This window comes from Fibrisoma montanum (assembly GCF_003583365.1).
Classification (GTDB): domain Bacteria; phylum Bacteroidota; class Bacteroidia; order Cytophagales; family Spirosomataceae; genus Fibrisoma; species Fibrisoma montanum.
Map to the genome: position 1 here is coordinate 25,961 of NZ_QXED01000014.1, position 21,536 is coordinate 47,496.

Consider the following 21,536-nt stretch of genomic DNA (forward strand, 5'->3'; position numbering starts at 1 on the left):
CTACCAGAGGGGTAGCCGTTCTCCGGTCTTCACCTTTCCAACAGCGGGTCAGGCCGTGTTCTGACCAGATAACTATGCTTGAGCAAACCTGGCGGTGGTTCGGTCCAACCGACCCCGTAACCCTCAGCGACGTCCGACAGGCCGGCGCTACCGGCGTCGTAACGGCGCTCCACCATATTCCGAACGGCGAGGTATGGCCTATTGATGACATCCGCGAACGGAAGGCGTACATCGAGCAGGCGGGGCTGACCTGGTCGGTGGTCGAAAGCATTCCGGTTAACGAAGCCATCAAGACCCGCAGCGGTAATTTCCGGCAGTGCATCGAGAATTACAAAGAGTCGATTGCAAACCTGGCTCAGTGCGGCATCGATACGGTTTGCTACAATTTTATGCCCGTGCTCGACTGGACCCGTACCGATCTGGACTGTCCCATGCCCGATGGGTCGACAGGGCTGCGGTTTGATGCGGCTGAGTTTGCCGCGTTTGAGCTGTTCGTACTTCGGCGGCCGGGGGCTGAATATCACTACACCGACGAGCAGAAACGCCGGGCGCAGCAGGTGTTTGAGGGGCTGGACGAAACCCAGGCCCGGCGTCTGACCCGTACGATCATCGCGGGCCTGCCCGGTTCGGAAGAAAGCTACACGGTCGAGCAGTTTCAGGATGCACTGGGTGCGTACAAGGACATCAGCGACCGGGACCTTCGGCAGAATCTGTACGCGTTTCTGCGCGAGATTGTGCCGGTTGCCGAATCGGCAGGTGTCCGGCTGTCGATTCACCCGGATGACCCTCCGTACCCGATTCTGGGGCTGCCCCGGGTAGTCAGCACCGAAGCGGATGCCCGGGCGCTGCTGGCCGCGGCCGATTCGCCGGCGAATGGAATTTGTTTCTGCACGGGCTCGTACGGTGTCCGGCCCGATAATGACCTGGTCGGGATGGTCGAGCGACTGGGCCCGAAGATTCACTTCATTCACCTGCGCAGTACCCAACGCCATGCCGACGGCAGTTTCCACGAAGCCAATCACCTCGACGGTGATGTCGATATGTTCGGCGTCATGCGGGCGCTGTTGCTGGAGCAGGAACGGAGAAAAGGAGCAGGGAGAGAGGACCTGCGAATGCCGTTCCGTCCGGATCACGGCCATCGAATGCTGGATGATCTGCGCTCGTCCAAGCGAATCAATCCGGGGTATACAGCCATCGGGCGGCTGCGCGGCCTGGCTGAGCTGCGGGGGTTGATGCTGGGCATTGTCCGCAGTGGCCTTTAAGACAAGAAGCCGGGATGATCTGTTATCTTGCCAGCAAACGGGGGGAGTTATGGAAGTTACCGACAAACCGAAACGGCCGGCTCCTTGGGTTATCCGGGACTGGAGCCAGCCGGTTGACGTGTTGTCTGACTGCCGGTTTAGGCCGGATGAACTGATTGCTTCACCGAAAAAATAAAGAAAGCCGGGAGAAACAGCCCGGCTTTTGCTTTATACAAGTATGGAAACATTGACCGGCCCCAAGGCTTTTCTTACCGACGACTTCCTGCTTCAGACCGAAACGGCCCGGCGGCTTTATCACGACTTCGCCCGCCCGATGCCTATCATCGATTATCACTGCCATCTGCCGCCTGATCAGATTGCAGCCGATAAACGCTTCGAGAACCTGACCCAGATCTGGCTTTATGGCGACCACTACAAGTGGCGGGCCATGCGTACCAACGGGGTACCGGAGCCGTTTATCACCGGCGACGTGAGCGACTACGAGAAGTTTGAAAAGTGGGCTGAAACCGTGCCGTACACCCTGCGGAACCCGCTCTACCACTGGACACACATGGAGTTAAAAAATCCGTTCAGGGTGGAGGAAATTCTGACGGCCCGGACCGCCCGGACGATTTACGAAACCTGCACCGAACAACTGCAAAGCCAGTTTACGACGCGGGCGCTGCTTCGTCATTTCGACGTGCGGGTGGTCTGCACCACCGACGACCCGACCGATTCGCTCGACTACCACCGGGCTATCTCGGAGAGCGGATTTGGGATAAAAGTTCTTCCGACGTTCCGGCCCGATAAGGCCATGGCCGCCGAAAATCCGGCTGCGTTCCGGGCCTACGTTCAGAAACTGGGCGAAACGGTCAACGTCGAAATCCGGACGCTGGCCGAGTTTCTGGATGCGCTGAAAGCCCGCCATGACTACTTTGCCGAGATGGGCTGCCGGCTGTCTGACCACGGCCTGGAAACGATCTACGCAGAGCCGTACCTCGACCGCGAGATCCGGGTGACGTTCAACAACCTGATGCACCACTGGCCCGGCGACATCGACCTGCTGAGCCCGTCCGACGTAGCTAAATTCAAGTCGTTCATGCTCCAGCAGTTTGCCGAGTGGGACTGGGAGAAGGGCTGGACGCAGCAGTTTCACCTGGGGGCGCTGCGGAATAACAACCGCCGGATGCTGCGCCAACTGGGACCCGATACGGGCTGGGACAGCATCGGCGATTTTCGCCATGCGTCGGCCACGGCCAGATTTCTGGGCGATCTGGATGACCGCGACAAGCTGGCCAAAACGATTCTGTACAACCTCAACCCCGCCGACAATGAAGTGATGGCGACCATGATCGGTAACTTCAACGACGGGTCGGTTCGTGGCAAGGTGCAGTTTGGGTCGGGCTGGTGGTTCCTCGATCAGAAAGACGGCATGGAAAAGCAGATGAACGCCCTCTCGAACATGGGATTGCTCAGCGCGTTCGTCGGGATGCTGACCGACTCCCGGAGCTTTCTGTCCTACAGTCGCCACGAGTACTTCCGCCGGATTCTGTGCAACCTCTTCGGCAACGACGTCGAGAACGGCGAACTGCCGAATGATGTCGAGTGGATTGGCCAGATCGTACAGGATGTCTGCTACAACAACGCCGAGCGGTATTTCGGATTTTAATGAGAATGAAAAATGGCACGCAGATTTTCAGGATGCTTATGATTAACTATGATTTTACATATCATAATCAATCATAAGTATCCTGAAAATCTGCGTTCTAATAACCACAAATTACATCACCTTATCCAACTGGATCGGCAGGTCATAGATGCGCTTGCCGGTGGCGTGGAAGATCGCGTTCGCAATGGCCGCGGGCATGGCCACCAGGCCGATTTCGCCTACACCCTTCACCCCGAGCGGATTGACGATCGTATCATTTTCTTCCACAAAGACGACATCGAGGTCGTGAATGTCGGCGCAGACCGGAATGTGGTACTCAGCCAGATCGTGGTTCATAAACCGGCCGTAGCGGTGATCCATCACGCTTTCTTCCTGCAGGGCATGGCTGATGCCCCAGACCATCCCGCCGATAATCTGGCTGCGAGCGGTGCGGGGATTTAGAATCCGACCGGCCGCAACCGCCGTAACGGCCCGGGTTACGTGTACGGTTCCGAACTCCTCATCGACCTGCACCTCCACAAACGCGGCTGCATGGGCATTGCGCGAATGGCTGTTATGTTTGATGAGGTTGGGAATGGACGTAGCCGTTTCGGTGACGGCCCGGCCTCTGTTCCGGCTGACCACTTCCAGCAGTGATACCCGTTTCGACGGATTTTGTCGTAGCTGAATTGCCCCGTCGATGAACTGCACATCGTCGAAGCCAACCCCGACAAACGGTGATTTGGGGAGCCGCTTAGCCATCCGGAAGAGGGTTTTGGCTAAGGCGTCACAAGCCGATTTTACGGCCGAACCGACCGTTGAGGCTGTCCACGATCCGCCTTGAATGGGAGCCGGGGGCATGGTCGTATCGCCCAGGCGGAAAACCACATCGTCGATCGGCATCCCGAGCGTATCGGCGGCAATCTGCGTCATGATCGTGTACGTACCGGTGCCGATGTCGGCCGTGGCGCTCCGAACCCGTAGTTTACCGTTGACGGTCAGGGTGGCTTCGGCGCGGGCCGGCACCTGAGCCGCATCCCATATCCCCGTGGCCATGCCCCAGCCGATCAGATTATGCCCCCGCTGCATCGACCGGGGCTCGGGGTTGCGCGTTGCCCAGCCAAACCGTTCGGCTCCCTGCCGGAAACATTCGCGCAGTTCCTTGCTCGAAAACGGTTTGTCTTTCTCCGTCCAGTCGCGCTCGGTGTAGTTTTTAAGCCGGAAGTCCAGCGGGTCCATGCCTAGCTTATAGGCCAGCTCATCGACGGCGCTTTCAATGGCATGAAGGCCGGTGACGCCACCCGGTGCCCGCATATCGAGGGGCGTATACAGATCCAGCGATTTTATCTTGTAGCGGAGGGTGGCGTTTTCGGACGGATAAAGTTTACCGGTCCAGTTAACAACCGTTTCCATGTAGTCCTCAAACTGCGACGTAGCGGCCATGGCCTCGTGCGTGATGGATGTCAGCGTCCCGTCGGGTCGTGCGCCGAGTCGAACGTTCTGAACCGTAGCGGGTCGGTGGCCGAAGCTCCACATCTGCTGCCGGGTGAGCGATACCCGTACCGAGCGCTTCAGGTCGCGGGCGGCCATCACCGCCAGAAACAACTGATATTGCGGCCGCAGTCCCGAACCAAACGCGCCCCCGACGTAGGGTGATACCACCCGAACCTGGTTGAAGGGAATGTTGAAGGCCTGCGTGACGTACAGCAGGCTGTTGGTCACGCCCTGCGTTTTGTCGTAGATGGTCAGAAACCCGTTTTTGCCGTATTCGACCGTACTGGCAAACATTTCCATTGGATTATGGTGCTGCATGCCGTGAATGTACTGCGCCGACTGCTGCACGGGGGCTTCGGCAAAGGCCTGATCGGCATCCCCACGCGGCTTGGGCGGCAGCGGTTTGAAGATGTTCATCACCCCCGGATTCGGGTCGCGAACCGCATCGAGGTGCTTCAGCAGATCGGTATCGCAGGGCGTAGCTTCATACGCTACATCCACCAGCATGGCCGCGTACCGGGCCAGCTCGAAGGTTTCGGCGACCACCAGCGCGACGGGCTGGCCGTTGTACTTGATTTCGTTGTCGTACAGCGGCCGGAAGGGAGAGCCCGGAGGGGCGTCCTGATCCTTGTAGCTGACGTCGAACCAGGCCGTTTTGGGGCGATTTTCATGCGTGAAAACCGCGATGACGCCGTTGACCGCCAGTGCCCTGCTGGTGTCAAGGCGGATGATCCGGCCTTTGGTAATCGTACTCGACACAACCACGCCGTAGGCCAGATCCGGTACGTTGAACTCAGCGGCATATTTCGCCTGACCCGTCACTTTCTCGTGACCGTCGACGCGGGTGATGGGTTCTCCGATGTATTTCATAATAAGGGGGATAAAAGGGAGAAGAGGAGGAAGGGGATGAAGGGGATTGGAACCAGACCGTGTCCTTTCATCCCTTTACTCCCCTTCCTCCCTTTTCTCCTTATTTATAGCCATACCCAACGCCCGAACGATGGCGCGTTTGGCGAGGTCAATTTTAAACGTATTGTGGCCGTAGCCGACGGCGCCTTCGAGCAGGGCTTCGGCCACGGGTTGAAAGTGTTCGCGGGTGGCGGTCCTGCCGATAAGCAACTGTTCGGCCTCGGGTTTCCGCCAGGGTTTGTGCGCTACTCCACCCAGCGCCAGGCGGGCGTTGGTAACGACGTCGCCGTCCATTTCAAGTCCCACCGCGACCGACACCAGCGCAAACGCGTAGGAGGAACGATCACGCAGTTTGAGGTAGGTATAGTGGTCAGGAAACCCCTGGGGCGGCAGCTCGATGGCCGTAACGAGTTCGTCCGGACGTAGCGTATGGTCAAACTGGGGTTCGCTGCCGGGGAGCCGGTGCAGGTTGCCGATAGGTACCGTACGGTCGCCGTTGGGACCCGTCACGTGAATCGTAGCGTCGAGCGCCGTCAGTGCCACGGCCATGTCCGATGGATGCGTGGCAATGCAGTGCACCGTACCGTCCGACGCTTCGGTGCCCAGAATGGCGTGGATGCGGTTGTAGCCACCCAGGGCTCCGCAGCCCGCTGGTCCCGTGCCGGTTATCTGGTCGCTGTGATGCATCTGCCGTTTGTTGCAGGGCATGGCCGTATCGTAGAAGTAATAGCAGCGCGTCCGCTGAAACAGGTTGCCGCCGTTGGTGGCCATGTTGCGCAACTGAGCCGAAGCCGCCGACAGGATCGCCTGCGACAGCAGCGGATACCGTTGTTCAACCAGCGGGTGATAGGCCGTATCGGCGTTGGTGACTAGTGCGCCCAGTCGTAGACCGCCGTTGTCCAGTTCGTCGATGGTGTTGAGCGGCAGCCGGTTAATGTCGATGAGCCGGTTTGGCTGTTCCACATTGACCTTCATCAGATCGAGGAGGTTCGTACCTCCCGCGATGAATTTAGCCCTGGCCGGACCGGCGAGCTCGTGAACTGCTTCCGTCACTTCGGTGGGGCGGGCGTAAGAAAAAGGGTGCATGATTCCTGAGTTTTAGGTGTACCATACGCTGAAACCGGCTACTTGCCGGTATCCAGTTGCATCACGTCGCAGATCGCATCGACAATGTGCGGGTAGGCCCCGCAGCGGCAGAGATTACCGCTCATCAGTTCGCGAACGTCGGCAACGGTCCGGACCTGACCTTCGTTGATCATCCCTACGGCCGAGCAGATCTGACCGGGGGTGCAGTAACCACACTGAAAAGCGTCATGGTCAATGAACGCCTTTTGTACGGGGTGGAGAGCTCCGTCCGTAGCCAATCCTTCAATGGTCGTGATGGCATGATCGTCGTGCATGACAGCCAATGTCAGGCAGGCGTTGATCCGTTTGCCGTTCACGAGAACCGTACAGGCCCCGCACTGACCGTGATCGCAGCCTTTTTTAGTGCCGGTCAGGTTGGCATACTCGCGCAGGGCATCGAGCAGGGTTGTCCACGGAGCCAGGTTGAGTTGATAGGACGTACCGTTGACGGTAAGCGTAATGGGTTGAAGAGGAACAGGGGCGCTTTCAACGGTCGGAGCGGGCAAGGTCGTCTGCATAAATTTTGGTCGTTGAGTACCTGGCTGAACCCAATACGGGTGGAGTTGTTCAGGGAAGTTAGTGAACCGGCCCGGGTGGTATCGCCGGTAAGGGTATAAACGCCGGAAGCCGCCCACATGGGCGGCTTCCGGCTTATCACGTATATTGTTGTTTACCAGATCAGGCTGCCTGGCCTGAAGGGCCGTTTTGAATTAACCATCCCGGCGGACCGAACTGGCACCGGACGTATTGCTGCTGATCGACGGCGCCCCTTTGTACCGAACGCTGCTGGCTCCGCTGGCTTCAACGGTCAGTTCTTTGGCCGCGTTGATCTGCACACTGCTCGCTCCCGACGCATCGACCGTAGCGGTTTCCGTTTTGAGGTCATACGCCCGGAGCCGGGTAGCGCCCGATACATCGCCTTTTACTTTATCGGCGCGGCCCTTCAGCGTTACGTTCGACGCGCCCGACAGGTCCATCGTCAGCCGGTCGGCGTCAACGTCGATGGTTGAGGTCGATGCGCCCGAAACGCTTAGATCCAGCGCATCCTGTTTGCGAAAGCCGGTGATGGTCGACGTACTGGCTCCCGACAGGTCGGCCCCGCGCAGGGCCGGCATCACTACGTCGATGTTGACCCGCTCGCGGTTGTTCCGGCGCATGTTCTGCCGGTAACGAACGACCAGCGTACCGCCCGATACGTTCGCTTCCAGGTCATCGATGTCCTGTTTGCGGCCGGATGCTTTCACGCTGTAGTTGCTACCCTGCCGGACGCTGATGGTGAAAGCGCTGCCCAGGCTCACCTTATCGAAGTTGCTAAGCGAAAAGGTGCGGGTTTCGTCTTGCGCGACGGCGGCTATGGAAGCCAGGGTTAGCAGGAAGGTGCCGGCAAACAAAGCCAGACGGGATGCGATCGGATTGCGTTTCATACGATTGATTAGGTTTGAGTAAGGACAGATAAAAACAGGTAACGTTGCATTCACTATTCACCTTGCTGACGGGTAACCTTGCTGGCACCGGAGGTTTCGGAATCCAGCGACTCTACCCGACCTAGTTCGGCGTTGCTGGCGCCACTGGCTTCGACCGATGCTTTGCCCACGCGGAGGCCCGTCGCTTCGATTTTGCTGGCACCACTCAGATCGGCTTCCAGGCGGTCGGCCGTTCCGCGCAGCACGGCGTTGGACGCCCCCGACAAGCCGATAGTCAGCGTTTTAACGTCACCGTCGAACACCGTCCGGCAGGCTCCGCTCAGATCAATATCCAGGTTGTTCAGCGGTCCGAAATCGGCCAGACTGGCTTTCGACGCGCCCGACATGGTCAGGGCCTCGATGTTCGGCGTAGTGATCGTCAGGCCGACGCGCTGCCGGTCTTTCCAGTTGAAAAGTCCCCGGCGGTCAATGAAGGCTTTCAGGACATTGCCCTCAGTCTTCACCGTGATGTCTTCCAGGTCTTCTTCGCGGCCATCGGCTACGACCTTGTAGCGATCGCCCTTGCGGAAACGGACCACAAAGGCGCCCGATACGTCGACTTTTGAGAATCCGCTTACGTCGAACTGGCGGGTCTGATCGCCCAGCGAGTTGAAATCGTCGCCCAGTTCGCTTTCAATGGCTTCCTGCACGTCACTGTTGATGTCTTCTATGTCGTTGTCTTCGCTGTCGTAGCTGCGGTTCAGTTCGCGGGGGTAGTTGATGCAGACCAGCCCACTGCTCCGCGTGAATTTCCACAGACTGGACGTCATGCGATCGATTTCCTTTTGGCCAAACTCGTTGCGGATAAACCGGGCAAAGTCGGCGGTCATGCGGAACGGTTTTTCGTACGGAATCATCAGGTCCATATTCAGTTCCTGTCCCCGGAAGCGGGCCTTCGGTGCCAGACTGATATCATTGTCGAAGCGAACCGTTGAGTCCTTCGTCACTACGTTATACTGAATCTGGCGGGCGTTGGCCTGGGCATCGGCCCGGTCGCGGCCCTGCGATTCAAACCGCTGAACCAGCTGCAGCTGCGTGCCTTCGTATCCCAGCAGTTCGATCGACGGCCGGTCGTGCGACGACCAGTCGACATCGTTTATGGCAAATGTAGGCGTTGTACCCGCTACGTTCAGAACCTTCGTTTCTTCGACCGTAGCTTCCCGGCGGAAGCTATTGGCGAGGGGCGTTACGGTCGCCGACAGGATGATCAGGCTCACGAACCAGATGGCAGCCGCAGTCAACGCCGTGCGGGTGCTAACCATCGTACGGCGGGAAATCAGCATCAGGCCCAGCACCGCCAGCCCCAGGGCCGGAATGAATACACTCAGGAACCCGGACAGCACCATGGGCAGAGTAATGTCCTGCCGGAACAATTCAACCGGGAAATCGCTGTCGCTGAACGGCAGGCCCGCACCGACGCCGATAACCGCGCCCAGAACAGCCAGGCTGGCAATCATGAACGCGAAGGCAATGCACAGCATCAACACCCCGGCCAGCACCCGAACTACGGCGACAATGCCGTTCAGAAAAGGACCGAGTGCACTGCCTAACCCACTGATAACGGTTGCGATGGCCCGGAAGGGAAACAGCAGAATACGGGTCAGTGTGCTTTCCTGCGCCGGATTTTCGTTGATGTTCAGGCCACTTTTGATGGTGTGTTCAATGTTCGACAGCGTAATGGGCCGACCCTGCATTTCCATCTTTTCGGTGAGCGTATTGGCCTGGGGCGAAATAATCCAGAGAATGATATACGCCATCAGGCCCACGCCGAAGAACACGATACCCAGCACAAACAGCAGCCGGATTACGCCCGTGTCGACGCCAAAATACGCAGCCAGCCCCGAGGCCACACCACCCAGCACTTTATCTTCGGGATTTCGGAAAAACTTCTTTACGGATTTGTCATCCTCAATCTGCGTTGTACCGGGCAGGGCGATCCACATGGCGATGTATACCAGCAGCGTAAAGCCCGAAATGCTGGCGCCAAAACCATCGCCGAACGGCGGCAGCGCGAAGAAGAGCACGACGAACAGCAACCGGATCCAGACCACATCGACGTTGAAGTAGTAGGCCAGTCCCGAGGCTACACCCCCGAGGGTTTTCCGGCGCAGGTCGCGGACGAGCCGGCGCGGGCCGGTCTGGGTCGTTGTCGAGTAGGGGGGCGGTGTGCCGCCCGGGTTCTGGGAGTTGGTAAATCCTCTGCTGCCCGCACCGGCCCCTTCGTTGTAGGCTGAGTTGCGACCGCCCGATGTTACCAGCACCTCTTCCTCTTCAACGGCTTCGAAGTCGGCCACGGTACCCATTGCCGCGATCAGTTCGTTCACGTCTTCGAGGGAAACCGCCTGCTTGTCGGCTGCTTTGAGCTTGGCCAGCAGTTTTTCGGCGATCCGGTTTTCAATATCGGTAACAATTTCCTGGCTGTCTTCGTAGGTTGAAAAGTACTGCTGTACCGACGACAGATAACTTTTCAGTTTGTCGTAGCCGTCCTCTTCAATATGGAAGATGGTGCCACTTATATTGATACTGATGGTTTTTTTCATGGCGATGTGAGTAGGTTAAGCGTTGGTAGAGGAATCAGTTGGATTATTTGGTAGATCAGCGGTTACGCCATTGGCGGGCTTTTTGTGCTGCTCGGTCCGGCCGATGATGTGGTTGACCGAATCAGACAACTCCTGCCAGGTTTCATTCAGCGCGTCCAGCGAGGTGCGGCCGAGTTCGGTCAGCAGGTAATATTTACGCGGTGGGCCGGAGGTAGACTCCACCCACTTGTAATCCAGCAGTCCGGCGTTCTTCAGCCGGGTTAAAAGCGGGTAGAGGGTGCCTTCCACAACCATGATCCGGGCCGAGGTCAGCTCGTCCAGCATGTCGGAGGCATACACCTCGCCCCGGGAGATAATGTGCAGAATGCAGAACTCCAGAATTCCCTTCCGCATTTGCACCTGGGCGTTTTCTATATTCATTGGTTTACGGAGTTTAAAATAATCAAATGACGGTTAAGTGCCATCGACTGATTGATTGATGGTTCAAAGGTACTGTAAGGTACTTTGCAATGCAAGGTACTTGATGAAAATTATTATAATTCACGTATGAATGGGTAAAATTTCGGGATGAATGGTAGAAATAAGCGGCTAGTATTTTTATAAGATGTTTACTGTCCGATGCCAGGCCGTATCGTTCGGAACGTACCACTTGGTTGTCAATCGTATCTGCCTTGTCAATGCTTCGTCTTTTTTTAACAGTATGGTTATCCGCCCAGTTGCTGTCGCAGGCGCTGGGGGCCCGGGTCGACACGATCGACGTACCGAGTGCTCGTATGAACCGGACCCTGCGGGCGGCTGTCGTGCTGCCCGAGCGCTACCTGAACGCCAGAAAACGGGATGCTCAGCCGTTTCCGGTGCTGTATCTGCTGCACGGCGGCTCGGGAAGCTTCCGCGACTGGCTGACCAAACCGGCCGATACCCGTCTGCTGCACCGCCTGGCCGATCAGTACAACCTGATTATCGTGACGCCCGATGGCGATCCGGTCAGCTACTATTTCGATAGTCCGCTGGTGCCGGGCAGCCAGTTCGAGACGTTCATTTCGCAGGAACTGATCGCTAAAATTGATGATACGTACCGGACCGTCCGGGATCGTAAGGGCCGCGTCATCGCGGGGCTGTCGATGGGTGGGCACGGAGCCATGTTCATCGCCAGTCGCCATCCGGACCTGTTCGCGGCTGCGGGAAGCATGAGTGGCGTCATGAACATCAACACCGCTACCTGGAAGGTCGAACCCGACTTTGCCAAATCCCGGGCCGACAATTTCGCCAAACTGCTCGGGCCACCGGCCGGGGGAGATACGCCCTATCCGGGGTATACGATGGTAACGCTCGCCGACCGCCTGAAAACCAACGGCCTGCCCTTGATTTTTGACATTGGCGTTGACGATTTCCTCATTGAAACCAACCGCGATCTGCACCGGCGGCTGCTGGACAACGAGACTCCGCACGAGTACACCGAGCGCCCCGGCGCGCATACGTGGCCGTACTGGGAAAACGCTCTGCCGTACCAGGTACTTTTTTTCAATTCGGTGTTAAAAGCCAATAAGGTGACGGTACCGTAGCCGGGAAGGGCGAATCCAACCGATTTCGGGTATCGTTCAGGAAACAGAAAGGCGGCTTTTGATGGTTATATGTCCGGAGCATCGTCTGTTTGAACTGGCCTGTCCGGGATGCCGGGCCGCTGACCGTCGATCTCAACGCTTATGCTGGAACTCCTTACGTTATCCGCTTTCATTGGGTACCTGATCTATTTGCGCTATTACGCTGACCAGCGCACAAATGCCGAAAAAGAAGCCGACCGGCTGCGTGAGGGCATTACGATGTATGAGAACCAGGAATACGCCAAAGCACTGACGTATTTTGACAAGGCCATCACCGCAAAACCTCAATCGGCCGTGGCGTATCTGTACCGGGCCCGCTGCTACCGGGCGCTGGGCGATGTTCAGGCGGCTCTGAACGATCTGGCTGCGGGCAAGAGCTACGACGATACCGTGTCGGACCTGCACCTCGACAGCGGCCGGATTCAGTACGAGCAGCAAGCCTACCAGGCCGCCTTTCAGGATTTTGACAAGGCCATCTTTTTTGCGCACGGCCAAACAGCCGAACCGTACCGCTGGCGGGGAATGACCCGCCGGCAGCTTGGCGAAACCACGGAGGCTGATCAGGACCTCGCCCGGGCCGAACAGATCAGCCAGGACAACCAGGCCCGGGCCAATGCCACTCCCGCCAGAAAACGCGCCTTTTTCGACCGTCGGCTGGCCCTCAACGCGGGCCTGGTGGTGCTGATGAGTCTGATCCTGCTGTCTATCATCAAACGAAGCCCGGTCATTCACTGGCCCTACCTGTGGGCCGCCAGTTCGGCCGTGGGCATCGGGTTCGCCGAACCCCGCAAAGGCTGGTTGCTGGCCGTATTGCAGACCCTGCTGATCACGACCGGCTATTACCTCGTCGTTGGTCCCAGTCCCCAAAGCACCCACCGGGAGGTAGAGCTCTTCAGCCTGTTTGGCTCCATCGGGCTGACGTTCGCGGGGAGCCTGATCGGCAGCGTACTGAAACGGGCCCAAACCGCCTGACTCGTTACGTCCTTTCCGGCTCAATAGTATACAACGGACGGATTCCGCTTTTGTGGCCAGTAAGCCTTAACCAAGTATGGCCTGAGGGTGGGCCGCTTCTATGACAAGTTCCGACATTACGGCCCTGTTCGACCGGATGGCAACCCTGCACGTAGGCGTCATCGGTGATTTTGCGCTCGATCTGTATTATTCGCTGAACACCGAAACCGGTGAGCGGTCCATTGAAACCGGGCAGGTCGTTTTCTGGGGAAGCCGGCCCCGGTCGTCGCTGGGGGCGGCAGGTAACGTAGTTCAGAACCTGACCGCTTTAGGTATCCGGAACATCAGCGTAGTAGGCTGCATCGGCGATGACCTGTACGGTCGGGAGATGCGGTCGCTGTTTGAACACCAGGGGGTTCGTACGCAGCATCTGGTGGCCGTTACCGATGGCTGGGATACCTGCGTGTATACCAAGCCGATGGGAGGAAACCGTGAACTGAACCGCGTCGATTTCGGCACGCACAACCAACTGCCCGATACGCTGTTTGCTGACCTGCTGCGCAGGCTGGAGCAGGCCTTGCCGGGGCTTGATGTCCTGATCATCAACCAGCAGTTTCCCAATCCCCTGTTGACCGAAGACCGCGTACTGCGGCTGAATGACCTGATTGGCCGGTACGCTCAGCTGCGGGTGGTTGCTGATATGCGTCAGGTCGGTCGGCAGATTCGGGGGGCTATCCTGAAAGTGAACACTGCCGAACTGGCGCGGTTTCTGGGGGTGCCGCTGCCGGGCCTGCCCGATCTGGACTGGTGCGTACAGCATGGGAATCTGCTCAGTCGGCAACTGCAGGGACCACTGCTGATTACCCGGGGCGAACACGGCATCGTATTTCTCGATGGGCGTGATGTGTACCGGATCGATGGCCTGCCCCTGACCGGGGAGGTTGATACGGTCGGAGCCGGAGACACGGTCGTGGCTGCGTTTGCGGCCGGTATCGGAGCCGGCGCGGCACCCGCCCAGGCGCTCGAAATAGCCAACCTGGCCGCGGCCGTCACCGTTCGGAAACTGCATCAGACCGGCACCGCTACCCCCGCCGAAATCATGGCGCTTCAGCGCACCTATTCCGTATGACTACCGAAGAGCTACACACCTGCCGGCAGGAACTTTATCACCACCTGACCGAAGAACTGCTACCCTTCTGGACGGCCCGGACCGTTGACCAGACCCACGGAGGATTCATTACGCATTTTGATCAGTACGGCAACGATTCGGGCGAAGACGAAAAGTCGCTCATTGCCCAGACCCGTTCCATTTATACCTATGCTTCGGCCCACCGCGCGGGGTATGGCAACGGCACGCTGGCCGACCTGGCCCGGCACGGGGTCGACTACCTGCTGAGCCGGATGTGGGACGCCGAACACGGTGGCTTCTACTGGATGACCAACCGCGCCGGGGAGGTCCTGATCGATGAAAAGATCGTGTATGGCCAGAGCTTCGCCATCTACTGCCTGAGCGAGTACACCCTGGCCACGGGCGATCCGCGTGGCATCGACTACGCCCGGCAGGTGTTCGATCTGTTGCAGAAATACGCCGTCGATACGGCCCACGGCGGCTACTTCGAGATGTTTCACCGCGACTGGACGCTGAAAGGGCCGGGCCCGGCCGGGGGCGACCGCAAGACGCTCGATGCGCACATGCACCTGATGGAAGCCTTCACAACGCTCTACGAGTGTACCCGCCAGCCGATTCACCGCCGGAAACTACTGGAAGTCATTGATCTCCTGCTCCGTCGGTTCATACACCCGGACTTTGGTACGGGGATGCCGCAGTTCTGGGCCGACTGGCGGGTGGCGCCCCAGATCAAGTTTGATATTATCTGGGGGTGGGATCGCTTTACGGAAGATGGCGTGAAGCGCTCGGCCGAAGACAACACCAGTTACGGTCACAACGCCGAGTTTGCCTGGCTGCTTATACACGCCCTTGACATCCTGGAGATTCCCTACGATACGTACGGCGAACAACTGACAAAGCCATTGAATCATGCCGCTAACTACGGTGTCGACTGGGGGTTTGGGGGGATTTTCGTCGAGGGATCTCACAACGAAGTGGTGTATGACCGCGAAAAGGAGTTCTGGCAGCATGCCGAAGCGCTGATCGGCTTTCTGGATGCGTACCGACTCACTGGCTTCGATTGGTACCTGGAGGCATACGAATGTGTCCACCGCTTTGTGTTCGACAAAATGATCAACCACGCCGTTGGGGAGTGGTGGCCGCTGATGACCCGTAAGGGCGTACCGATCTGGACCCACATGAGTCATTCCTGGAAGATCAACTACCATACCGTACGCTCAATGATCCAATCGATCCGGCGGCTGGATCTGATTCTGGCCGAAATGTAAGGCGATGTGCCAATTGGTTGATTAATGGTGAATTAACATGGCCGGTGTAACTAATGTGTACTTTTAGCGCACATTGTTATACCGTATGCACCGTACTTATACGATTCTTTTTCTTCTGACTGCTTTGCTTAGCCGTTTGACGGCGCAGCCAGTACCACCCGGCAACACGCCCGATGCTACCCGTTGGATCAACTACCAGCAAACGTACTATAAACTTTCCGTTGCCCGCACCGGCCTGTATCGCATCAGCCCGGCCGAGCTGCAAAAAGCGGGGGTTCCGGTAAACACCGTTGACCCATCTACCGTGCAGTTGTTCCACCGGGGCGTGGAGCAGGCGATTCTCGTCGTTGGGGAGACCGACCACCGCTTTGATCCCACGGACTACCTGGAGTTTTATGGGCAGGCTAACGATGGGTCTATGGACTCCCTGCTGTATCAGCCCGGTACCCAGCCGCATCCCTACTATAGTCTATACAGCGACACCACGGCCTATTTCCTAACCTGGCGGTTCGACGGGCAACCCGGTAAGCGCATGGCAGCGTATGCCGATACAACGTACGCTGGGTTGTTGCCGGAGCCGTATCACTGGGCCGAAGAACGGCGGGTATTTACGCAAACCTACCCGGCCGGAAACATCTACCCCATGGGCGCAGACTACGGCAACGGCGCTATCCTGACGGGGTACGACGTGGGCGAAGGCTGGACCGGACCGGTGGTGAAAACGGGCGGCCGCTACGATCAGGTGTTTACAATGACGAACCTGGTTACGACAATCGGCGTGAGCCCGCGGGTCAGTTTTCTGGTGGTAGGACGTAACGCCCAGCCGCATCAGGTAGCCTATGCCGCCGGAGCCTCCACAACAGGCGCCCGAACGCTGGGCGACCAGTCGTTTGAGAACTACAATACCACTCGCTTTGGCGCTGACCTACAGCCGACGGACCTAAGCCCGGCGGGGTCCGTAACGCTGAGTGCTGTACCAACCGGGGAGGGGGATGAATTGTCCGTGTCGTACCTGATTCTACGCTATCCGCAACGGATGGACCTCGGCGGGGTGCCTGAAAAATACCTGCAGCTACGGCCAAATGCCGGTAGTCGTTCGTATCTGGAGCTGGCCAACGTTAGCGCGGCTACCCGGCTGTTCGACATTACCGACCCGAATGCCGTGGAACGGATCGATGGGCAGTTACGTACCAATCGCTGGCAGGGCGTGGTTCGCAGCAGCCAGGTCCCGCGGTCACTGCTGGCAACGGCGCAGCCTTTGGCTGTCCCGGCAATCAAACCCGTTACGTTCCGGCGCATCGACCCGACGAAACACAACTTTCTGATTGTGACGCATCCGGCGTTACGGCAACCGGCCGGCCATGAGCCCGACCCCGTGCAGACCTACGCCCGCTACCGGGCTTCGGCCGCGGGTGGCCGTTACGATACGTTGACGGTCAACGTCGACGCCCTGTTCGATCAGTTCAGCTACGGCGAACGGACCCCGCTGGCAATCCGGCGGTTCGCTGATTACATGCTGTCATCTGATAACGCCCGGCCCATGTTTCTGTTCCTGATCGGGCAGTCGCGCGACCCACAGAGCGTGCGTAAAAATACGAATGCCGCTCTGCTCGACATGATACCGAGTGCCGGCTGGCCGGGCTCCGATCTGGCGCTGGTAGCCGGGCTGAACGGCGAGCCGGCTCACGTACCGGCAATGGCCGTTGGTCGCCTGAATGCCGGCCGGTCGCAGCACGTAATTGATTACCTGGCCAAAGTACTTGAACACGAACGTACGGCAGAGCCGGCCCTGTGGCGGAAGGATGTGCTGCACCTGAGCGGTGGTACGAATGCGTATGAACTCCGGTCGTTTCGCTCATTCGTGGATGATTTTAAGGCTGTCGTGGAAAACCAGTACGTGGGCGCGCGGGTCACGACCGTTGTCAAGCAGACCGACAACCCCACCGAAGCCGCAGATATTACCGGTTTGGTCAATCGGGGCGTTGGCATGATTTCCATGTTCGGGCATTCGGGTCTGGACGTGGCCGACCTCGACATCGGCTTCGCCAGCAACGACCGGCTGGGGTACCGCAATAAAGGCCGGTACCCGTTTGTGCTGGCCAACGGCTGCGCGGCCGGTAACTTCTATTTTGGCCGCCCTACGTTCGGAACCGACTGGGTACTGACGCCAGATCGCGGAGCGATTCTGTTCATGGCGCATACCTACAACGGCTTCCCGTTTGCCCTGAAAAGCTATACCGACCAGCTATACGGCCTTCTGGCCGACAGCAGCTACGTAGCCCGGCCGATCGGTCAGCTGCAACGGGAGGCTATCCGGCGGTACCTGGCCGATGATGCATCCATTTATGCCCTCACTACCGCTGAACAGGTAACTCTCCAGGGCGATCCGGCAGTGAGCGTCTTTCCGTTGACCAAACCGGATCCGGCTATTGCACCGCGGAGCCTGACACTGACCGGCCCGCGGGGTGATGCGCTGACGATTCGTTCCGATTCGATGACCGTGCGGGTAGTGATCGTCAACTACGGGCGTGTGACCAACCAGCCGTTGACCCTCCGGATTCGTCGGTTCAGTGCGGCCGGACAACTGCTGCGCGAACAACGGGTTACGCGCCCCACACCTTTCTATGCCGATACCGTGGAGGTAAAGCTGCCCAACGACCGGGCTACGGGCGAACAGGTCGTGGAAGTCCGGCTCGACCCCGACGACCGGATTGCGGAGGGCAGCGAAACGAACAATACTGCGGAAGTTTCGACGGCCGGTCCGCTGACGAATCTGCCGTTTCCCGTCGACCAGACGCCCCCGCTCATTGAGGTCGCGTTTGACGGCCGACGCATTGGCGACGGCGATATTGTATCGCCCCGGCCGGTTATTGATGTCCTGCTGCTGGACGAAAACCCGCGGTTGATCCGGGCCGATACGACAGACCTCGCGCTGTATCTTCAACGGCCGTGCGCGTCGGAGCCGTGCCCGTATGAGCGGCTGAGTTTACAGCGGGGTACGGTTCGATGGACGCCCGCCGGTCCTGACAATGCCTTTCGGTTTAGCTACCAACCTGGACTGCCCCTGCCGGATGGCCGGTACGCCTTCGAAGCGACGGGCTATGATCTCAGCGGCAACCGCGCAGCGCCCTACCGGATTCACTTTGTCGTCAGGACCAATCCCGAACTGGCAACCGTTAGTGTCTATCCGAACCCGGTTGTGCAGACCACCCGGTTCGCGTTTCTCCTGACCGGTACCGTACCTCCAGCCGACGTATCGGTGCAGATCAGCGACCTCAACGGCCGGATTGTCCGGACGGTACGGTATCCGGCCCGGATTGGTCTGAACGAATGGGTCTGGGACGGCACATCGGATGCCGGTAGCGGCTTGCCTGCCGGCGTGTACGTGTATCGGCTTGCTGGGCAGGATTTGCCCAAAGCGGCTGCGGGTGCTTTGACAGAGGGCCGTCTGCTGCTGAGCCGATGAGCCGCGCTGCCCTGTCGCTCCTCGCCGGTTTCGCTGGCCTGTCGGCGCTGCTGACTCTATTGGTCCGACTCGATGCCCGGTATCTGACCAGTCCGGATTCCGGTTATTATTTGCAGTCGGCGGCCCGGTTGCTGGCCGGACAGGGGTATGTCATGGCCAGTGATGGCCGGTTGGTCTGGAACAGTACGTTCCCGATCGGCTATTCCGCCCTGATTGCCGCCGTATCGGGCCTCACGGGGTTGTCGGTACTCGCAGCGTCGAAACTGGTGAACGTACTGGCCATCGGCGGCATGGGGTGGCTATGGACACGGCGGCTGGGGGCCAACCGGGCCAGCTGGTTGGTATCAGTCTGGTGGCTGGGTCAGTTTGTCAGAATTGCGGCTTATACCTGGTCGGAAACGGTGTTCCTGGTACTCCTGGCCGAATGGGTCTGGCAACTTCATCAATTTGCAGAACGGCCCGACGTAGCGCGTGGCTTGCGTATCTGGGCGGTGGCAACGGCTCTGTTCCTGACCCGCTACGTCGGCGGTTACGTGGTCGGACTGATGCTTCTGGTTGCTCTGTTGAATGGGCGGTTGCCAAACAGGATGCGCCAGACGACTGGGCTGTCTGGGAATCGGGCCGCTGCTACGCGGCTAGTGGTGATTTCTTTCGTCACCCTCGCCGGCATGCTGGCTTATTTCGGGATAAACGACCGGTTGTCGGGGTCGGCCTTCGGTGGTGAGCGGTTCGTGTCTACCGAACCGGCTGGTCCGCTGGCCGTGTTACTGATCCGGTCGCTGCTCAACGAAAGCCTGTTGCTGCGCGACCTTGTTCCTGGCCAGGATACTACGTTGGTATGGCTTGGCGTAGGGCTGCAAACGGTGCTGGTAGGGGTGGGGCTGATTCGGTTCTGGCGGGTGCGGCCTGCGGCTGTGAATGCCTCGCGGCTAAGTCGGCTAGCCGGCTGGACCGGTGTCGCTTATTTCCTCGTGCTGTTTGCGTTGCGCGTCGTTAGTCCGTTTGCGGGGCCAAACCTTCGGCTGATGGCCCCCGGTACGTTTTGCCTGCTGACGGCGGGGCTGTTGTGGTGCAGCGAGCAGCCTACCGCCGTGCAGCGTACTCTGCGGCCCTACTGGCTTGCAATCCTGATCGCGTCCGGTTTGCAGCTACTGCCCCAGATCGACAGCAGTCGGAAACTGCGGCAGGTCTGGGAGCAGGTAACCGCGACACGAAGCGCTTTGAGCATGAGTTCAGACAGTCAGCGGATTAACCCGTTCCTGCACCAGAACCAGTAGCTTTTTGTATAATTTATCATCGCTTTTAACCGGGGGCTCGGGTAATACGCTGAGGCCTTCCTCTGCAAACTGACGGGCCTGATCCGGTTGTCGATCAGCCAGGGCCATGGCGGCCTGAATCATAAACAGATGCGCCGTTTTTTGCTGACGAAAAGCCGGAAGAATCCGATTCCAGGTTTGCCGGGCCGCATCGGCGTCGTTACGGATGAAAGCCTGCGCAAAAGCAAGGTCTTTCCAGATTTCATTTTTGAACGTGCTGGGTTGTTCGTCGGATAGAGCGTTGGCCGTTTCTATGTGCTCAAAAGCGGCATCCCACTCACCGCGATCGAGGTGCCGGGCGTAGGCCAGGCCATGCGCGTAGGAACGGAAAAACGGCTCCGGCTCATTAATGAGCAATGAAATCTGGTTCAGGTTCAGATCGGCATGGGGCAAGCCGGACTGACTGTGGGCGATCAGTTCCAGAACCGCCTGTTCAACTTCCGCGTCATGGCCTCCGCTTATCAGCCGAAAAAACCGCGCCCGGTCGGTGAAAAACGGCCCCGTGCGGCTCGGAACGGTTGTCGCCAGAAAAAGTAACAGCGAAATCAGGCCAAACACCAGACCAAACATCAGCAAAACCCGCGTCAGGGGCGAGTCCAGGGTTGACCGGCTGATGACATAAAACGAGAGTCCCATGGACAGGGCACCGGTCAGCAGACTGGCCAGCGGACCAGCCGCGCAGATAGCCGCCAGTTTCTGCCGCAGGTGGCTTTCCTGCCGGACTGGAACTGTACCGGCCAGTCCCCCAAACATATTCGGGTCGCGATTTACGTACCATTCCACCCGATCGGTAGTGGGGTTTCGCCGAACCCCCAGAAAACCGGCCACGTACAGGTAAAACCGGAAGCCAAGGGCCAGGCCCGTCAACAGGTGCGCCAGTTCGTGAACTGCAATGCCGCCCCATACGCCGACTAATCCGAAGATGGCCTTGGCGATTCCTTCGCCCGGCCCGGCAGGAGCGCCGAAAAGCAGTTGTGCCGTTTCTTTGGGAATGAGTGCCAGCAGCAGCCGCATGGACAGAAAACCGGCCAGGCCACCGATCAGACCGCCAGCAAGAAGCTGGAGTACTTTCTTTTTGTTCTTCATGGATGTTGTGGGAGCGTTTAGGTTGTGATCAGCTAAGTTAATCGGCTGATTGATACATTCGTACCATTTCTGTGATAAGCGGCAAATTGATGGTCAGGGTCTCAGGATCAAATAAAAGATGGGCTGAGATGATAACCTAAAAGTGATGAAAAGCAGAGAAACTGAGATCAGAGATACGGGCGGTTATATCATCTTTAGCACGATCGAAATTTTCTATATAGCATCTAAAGAATTGATTTTACTGCTAGCTAACTTCTTTCTACTTTGGCGCTCCATTTCCGAGAGGGTGGCATAGACAA

15 protein-coding genes are annotated in these 21,536 nt (G+C 58.5%); 8 read left to right on the forward strand and 7 right to left on the reverse strand.

All coding sequences use genetic code 11. The annotated features are described in order from the left end of the window. Positions 1-74: 74 nt before the first annotated feature. Positions 75-1,262, forward strand: coding sequence for a mannonate dehydratase (gene uxuA, locus DYU11_RS29930; protein ID WP_119671429.1), 1,188 nt, complete (start codon positions 75-77; stop codon positions 1,260-1,262). 217 nt (positions 1,263-1,479) lie between these two features. Further along, a complete protein-coding gene (gene uxaC, locus DYU11_RS29935; protein WP_119671430.1) occupies positions 1,480-2,910 on the forward strand; it encodes a glucuronate isomerase in 1,431 nt (476 codons plus the stop codon). A gap of 111 nt (positions 2,911-3,021) precedes the next feature. On the opposite strand, the gene DYU11_RS29940 is transcribed toward uxaC, so the two are convergent. The 6 genes from DYU11_RS29940 to DYU11_RS29965 form a co-directional block, all read right to left on the reverse strand. Beyond that, positions 3,022-5,253: a xanthine dehydrogenase family protein molybdopterin-binding subunit gene (locus DYU11_RS29940; protein WP_119671431.1), complete on the reverse strand. Its 2,232-nt coding sequence runs from the start codon at positions 5,251-5,253 to the stop codon at positions 3,022-3,024. Positions 5,254-5,328: 75 nt separating this feature from the next. Then, a complete protein-coding gene (locus tag DYU11_RS29945; protein WP_119671432.1) occupies positions 5,329-6,378 on the reverse strand; it encodes an FAD binding domain-containing protein in 1,050 nt (349 codons plus the stop codon). 38 nt (positions 6,379-6,416) lie between these two features. Further along, the gene (locus DYU11_RS29950; protein WP_119671433.1) at positions 6,417-6,935 is read right to left on the reverse strand and encodes a (2Fe-2S)-binding protein; all 519 of its coding nucleotides are present in this window, start codon (positions 6,933-6,935) and stop codon (positions 6,417-6,419) included. Between the two features lie 192 nt (positions 6,936-7,127). After that, positions 7,128-7,841: a head GIN domain-containing protein gene (locus DYU11_RS29955; RefSeq protein ID WP_119671434.1), complete on the reverse strand. Its 714-nt coding sequence runs from the start codon at positions 7,839-7,841 to the stop codon at positions 7,128-7,130. A gap of 53 nt (positions 7,842-7,894) precedes the next feature. Continuing rightward, positions 7,895-10,420 carry a PspC domain-containing protein gene (locus tag DYU11_RS29960; RefSeq protein ID WP_119671435.1) on the reverse strand — a complete coding sequence of 842 codons (2,526 nt, stop codon included), beginning with the start codon at positions 10,418-10,420 and terminating at the stop codon, positions 7,895-7,897. Between the two features lie 15 nt (positions 10,421-10,435). Then, positions 10,436-10,840, reverse strand: coding sequence for a PadR family transcriptional regulator (locus DYU11_RS29965; protein ID WP_119671436.1), 405 nt, complete (start codon positions 10,838-10,840; stop codon positions 10,436-10,438). A 257-nt stretch (positions 10,841-11,097) separates the two neighbouring features. On the opposite strand from DYU11_RS29965, the gene DYU11_RS29970 reads away from it, so the two are divergent. The 6 genes from DYU11_RS29970 to DYU11_RS29995 all read left to right on the forward strand — a co-directional run bounded on the left by DYU11_RS29970 (position 11,098) and on the right by DYU11_RS29995 (position 20,112). Further along, a complete protein-coding gene (locus tag DYU11_RS29970; RefSeq protein WP_119671437.1) occupies positions 11,098-11,982 on the forward strand; it encodes an alpha/beta hydrolase in 885 nt (294 codons plus the stop codon). Positions 11,983-12,123: 141 nt separating this feature from the next. After that, positions 12,124-12,993: a tetratricopeptide repeat protein gene (locus tag DYU11_RS29975; RefSeq protein WP_119671438.1), complete on the forward strand. Its 870-nt coding sequence runs from the start codon at positions 12,124-12,126 to the stop codon at positions 12,991-12,993. 100 nt (positions 12,994-13,093) lie between these two features. Beyond that, positions 13,094-14,101, forward strand: a complete 1,008-nt coding sequence (locus DYU11_RS29980; protein ID WP_119671439.1) for a bifunctional heptose 7-phosphate kinase/heptose 1-phosphate adenyltransferase — start codon at positions 13,094-13,096, stop codon at positions 14,099-14,101. Beyond that, positions 14,098-15,369 (forward strand): beta-1,2-mannosidase, encoded by a 1,272-nt coding sequence (locus DYU11_RS29985; RefSeq protein ID WP_119671440.1) that lies wholly within the window; start codon positions 14,098-14,100, stop codon positions 15,367-15,369. The genes DYU11_RS29980 and DYU11_RS29985 overlap by 4 nt, the downstream gene beginning before the upstream one ends. A gap of 85 nt (positions 15,370-15,454) precedes the next feature. After that, the gene (porU2, locus tag DYU11_RS29990) at positions 15,455-18,835 is read left to right on the forward strand and encodes a putative type IX secretion system sortase PorU2 (protein WP_119671441.1); all 3,381 of its coding nucleotides are present in this window, start codon (positions 15,455-15,457) and stop codon (positions 18,833-18,835) included. Beyond that, complete coding sequence (locus tag DYU11_RS29995) at positions 18,832-20,112, forward strand: glycosyltransferase family protein (RefSeq protein WP_119671442.1); 1,281 nt, start codon at positions 18,832-18,834, stop codon at positions 20,110-20,112. Before porU2 ends, DYU11_RS29995 begins: the two co-directional genes overlap by 4 nt. On the opposite strand, the gene DYU11_RS30000 is transcribed toward DYU11_RS29995, so the two are convergent. Beyond that, entirely contained in the window at positions 20,068-21,237 is a 1,170-nt protein-coding gene (locus DYU11_RS30000) for a M50 family metallopeptidase (RefSeq protein WP_119671443.1), read from the reverse strand. The genes DYU11_RS29995 and DYU11_RS30000 overlap by 45 nt on opposite strands. Between the last annotated feature and the right edge of the window lie 299 nt (positions 21,238-21,536).

Bases quoted from the DNA above. Each gene is read 5' to 3' on its own strand.
- DYU11_RS30000 (WP_119671443.1), bottom strand. From the start codon at position 21,237: ATGAAGAACAAAAAGAAAGTACTCCAGCTTCTTGCTGGCGGTCTGATC.
- DYU11_RS29965 (WP_119671436.1), bottom strand. From the start codon at position 10,840: ATGAATATAGAAAACGCCCAGGTGCAAATGCGGAAGGGAATTCTGGAG.
- DYU11_RS29995 (WP_119671442.1), top strand. From the start codon at position 18,832: ATGAGCCGCGCTGCCCTGTCGCTCCTCGCCGGTTTCGCTGGCCTGTCG.
- porU2 (WP_119671441.1), top strand. From the start codon at position 15,455: ATGCACCGTACTTATACGATTCTTTTTCTTCTGACTGCTTTGCTTAGC.
- DYU11_RS29975 (WP_119671438.1), top strand. From the start codon at position 12,124: ATGCTGGAACTCCTTACGTTATCCGCTTTCATTGGGTACCTGATCTAT.
- DYU11_RS29955 (WP_119671434.1), bottom strand. From the start codon at position 7,841: ATGAAACGCAATCCGATCGCATCCCGTCTGGCTTTGTTTGCCGGCACC.
- DYU11_RS29960 (WP_119671435.1), bottom strand. From the start codon at position 10,420: ATGAAAAAAACCATCAGTATCAATATAAGTGGCACCATCTTCCATATT.
- DYU11_RS29980 (WP_119671439.1), top strand. From the start codon at position 13,094: ATGACAAGTTCCGACATTACGGCCCTGTTCGACCGGATGGCAACCCTG.
- uxaC (WP_119671430.1), top strand. From the start codon at position 1,480: ATGGAAACATTGACCGGCCCCAAGGCTTTTCTTACCGACGACTTCCTG.
- DYU11_RS29940 (WP_119671431.1), bottom strand. From the start codon at position 5,253: ATGAAATACATCGGAGAACCCATCACCCGCGTCGACGGTCACGAGAAA.
- uxuA (WP_119671429.1), top strand. From the start codon at position 75: ATGCTTGAGCAAACCTGGCGGTGGTTCGGTCCAACCGACCCCGTAACC.
- DYU11_RS29950 (WP_119671433.1), bottom strand. From the start codon at position 6,935: ATGCAGACGACCTTGCCCGCTCCGACCGTTGAAAGCGCCCCTGTTCCT.
- DYU11_RS29970 (WP_119671437.1), top strand. From the start codon at position 11,098: ATGCTTCGTCTTTTTTTAACAGTATGGTTATCCGCCCAGTTGCTGTCG.
- DYU11_RS29945 (WP_119671432.1), bottom strand. From the start codon at position 6,378: ATGCACCCTTTTTCTTACGCCCGCCCCACCGAAGTGACGGAAGCAGTT.
- DYU11_RS29985 (WP_119671440.1), top strand. From the start codon at position 14,098: ATGACTACCGAAGAGCTACACACCTGCCGGCAGGAACTTTATCACCAC.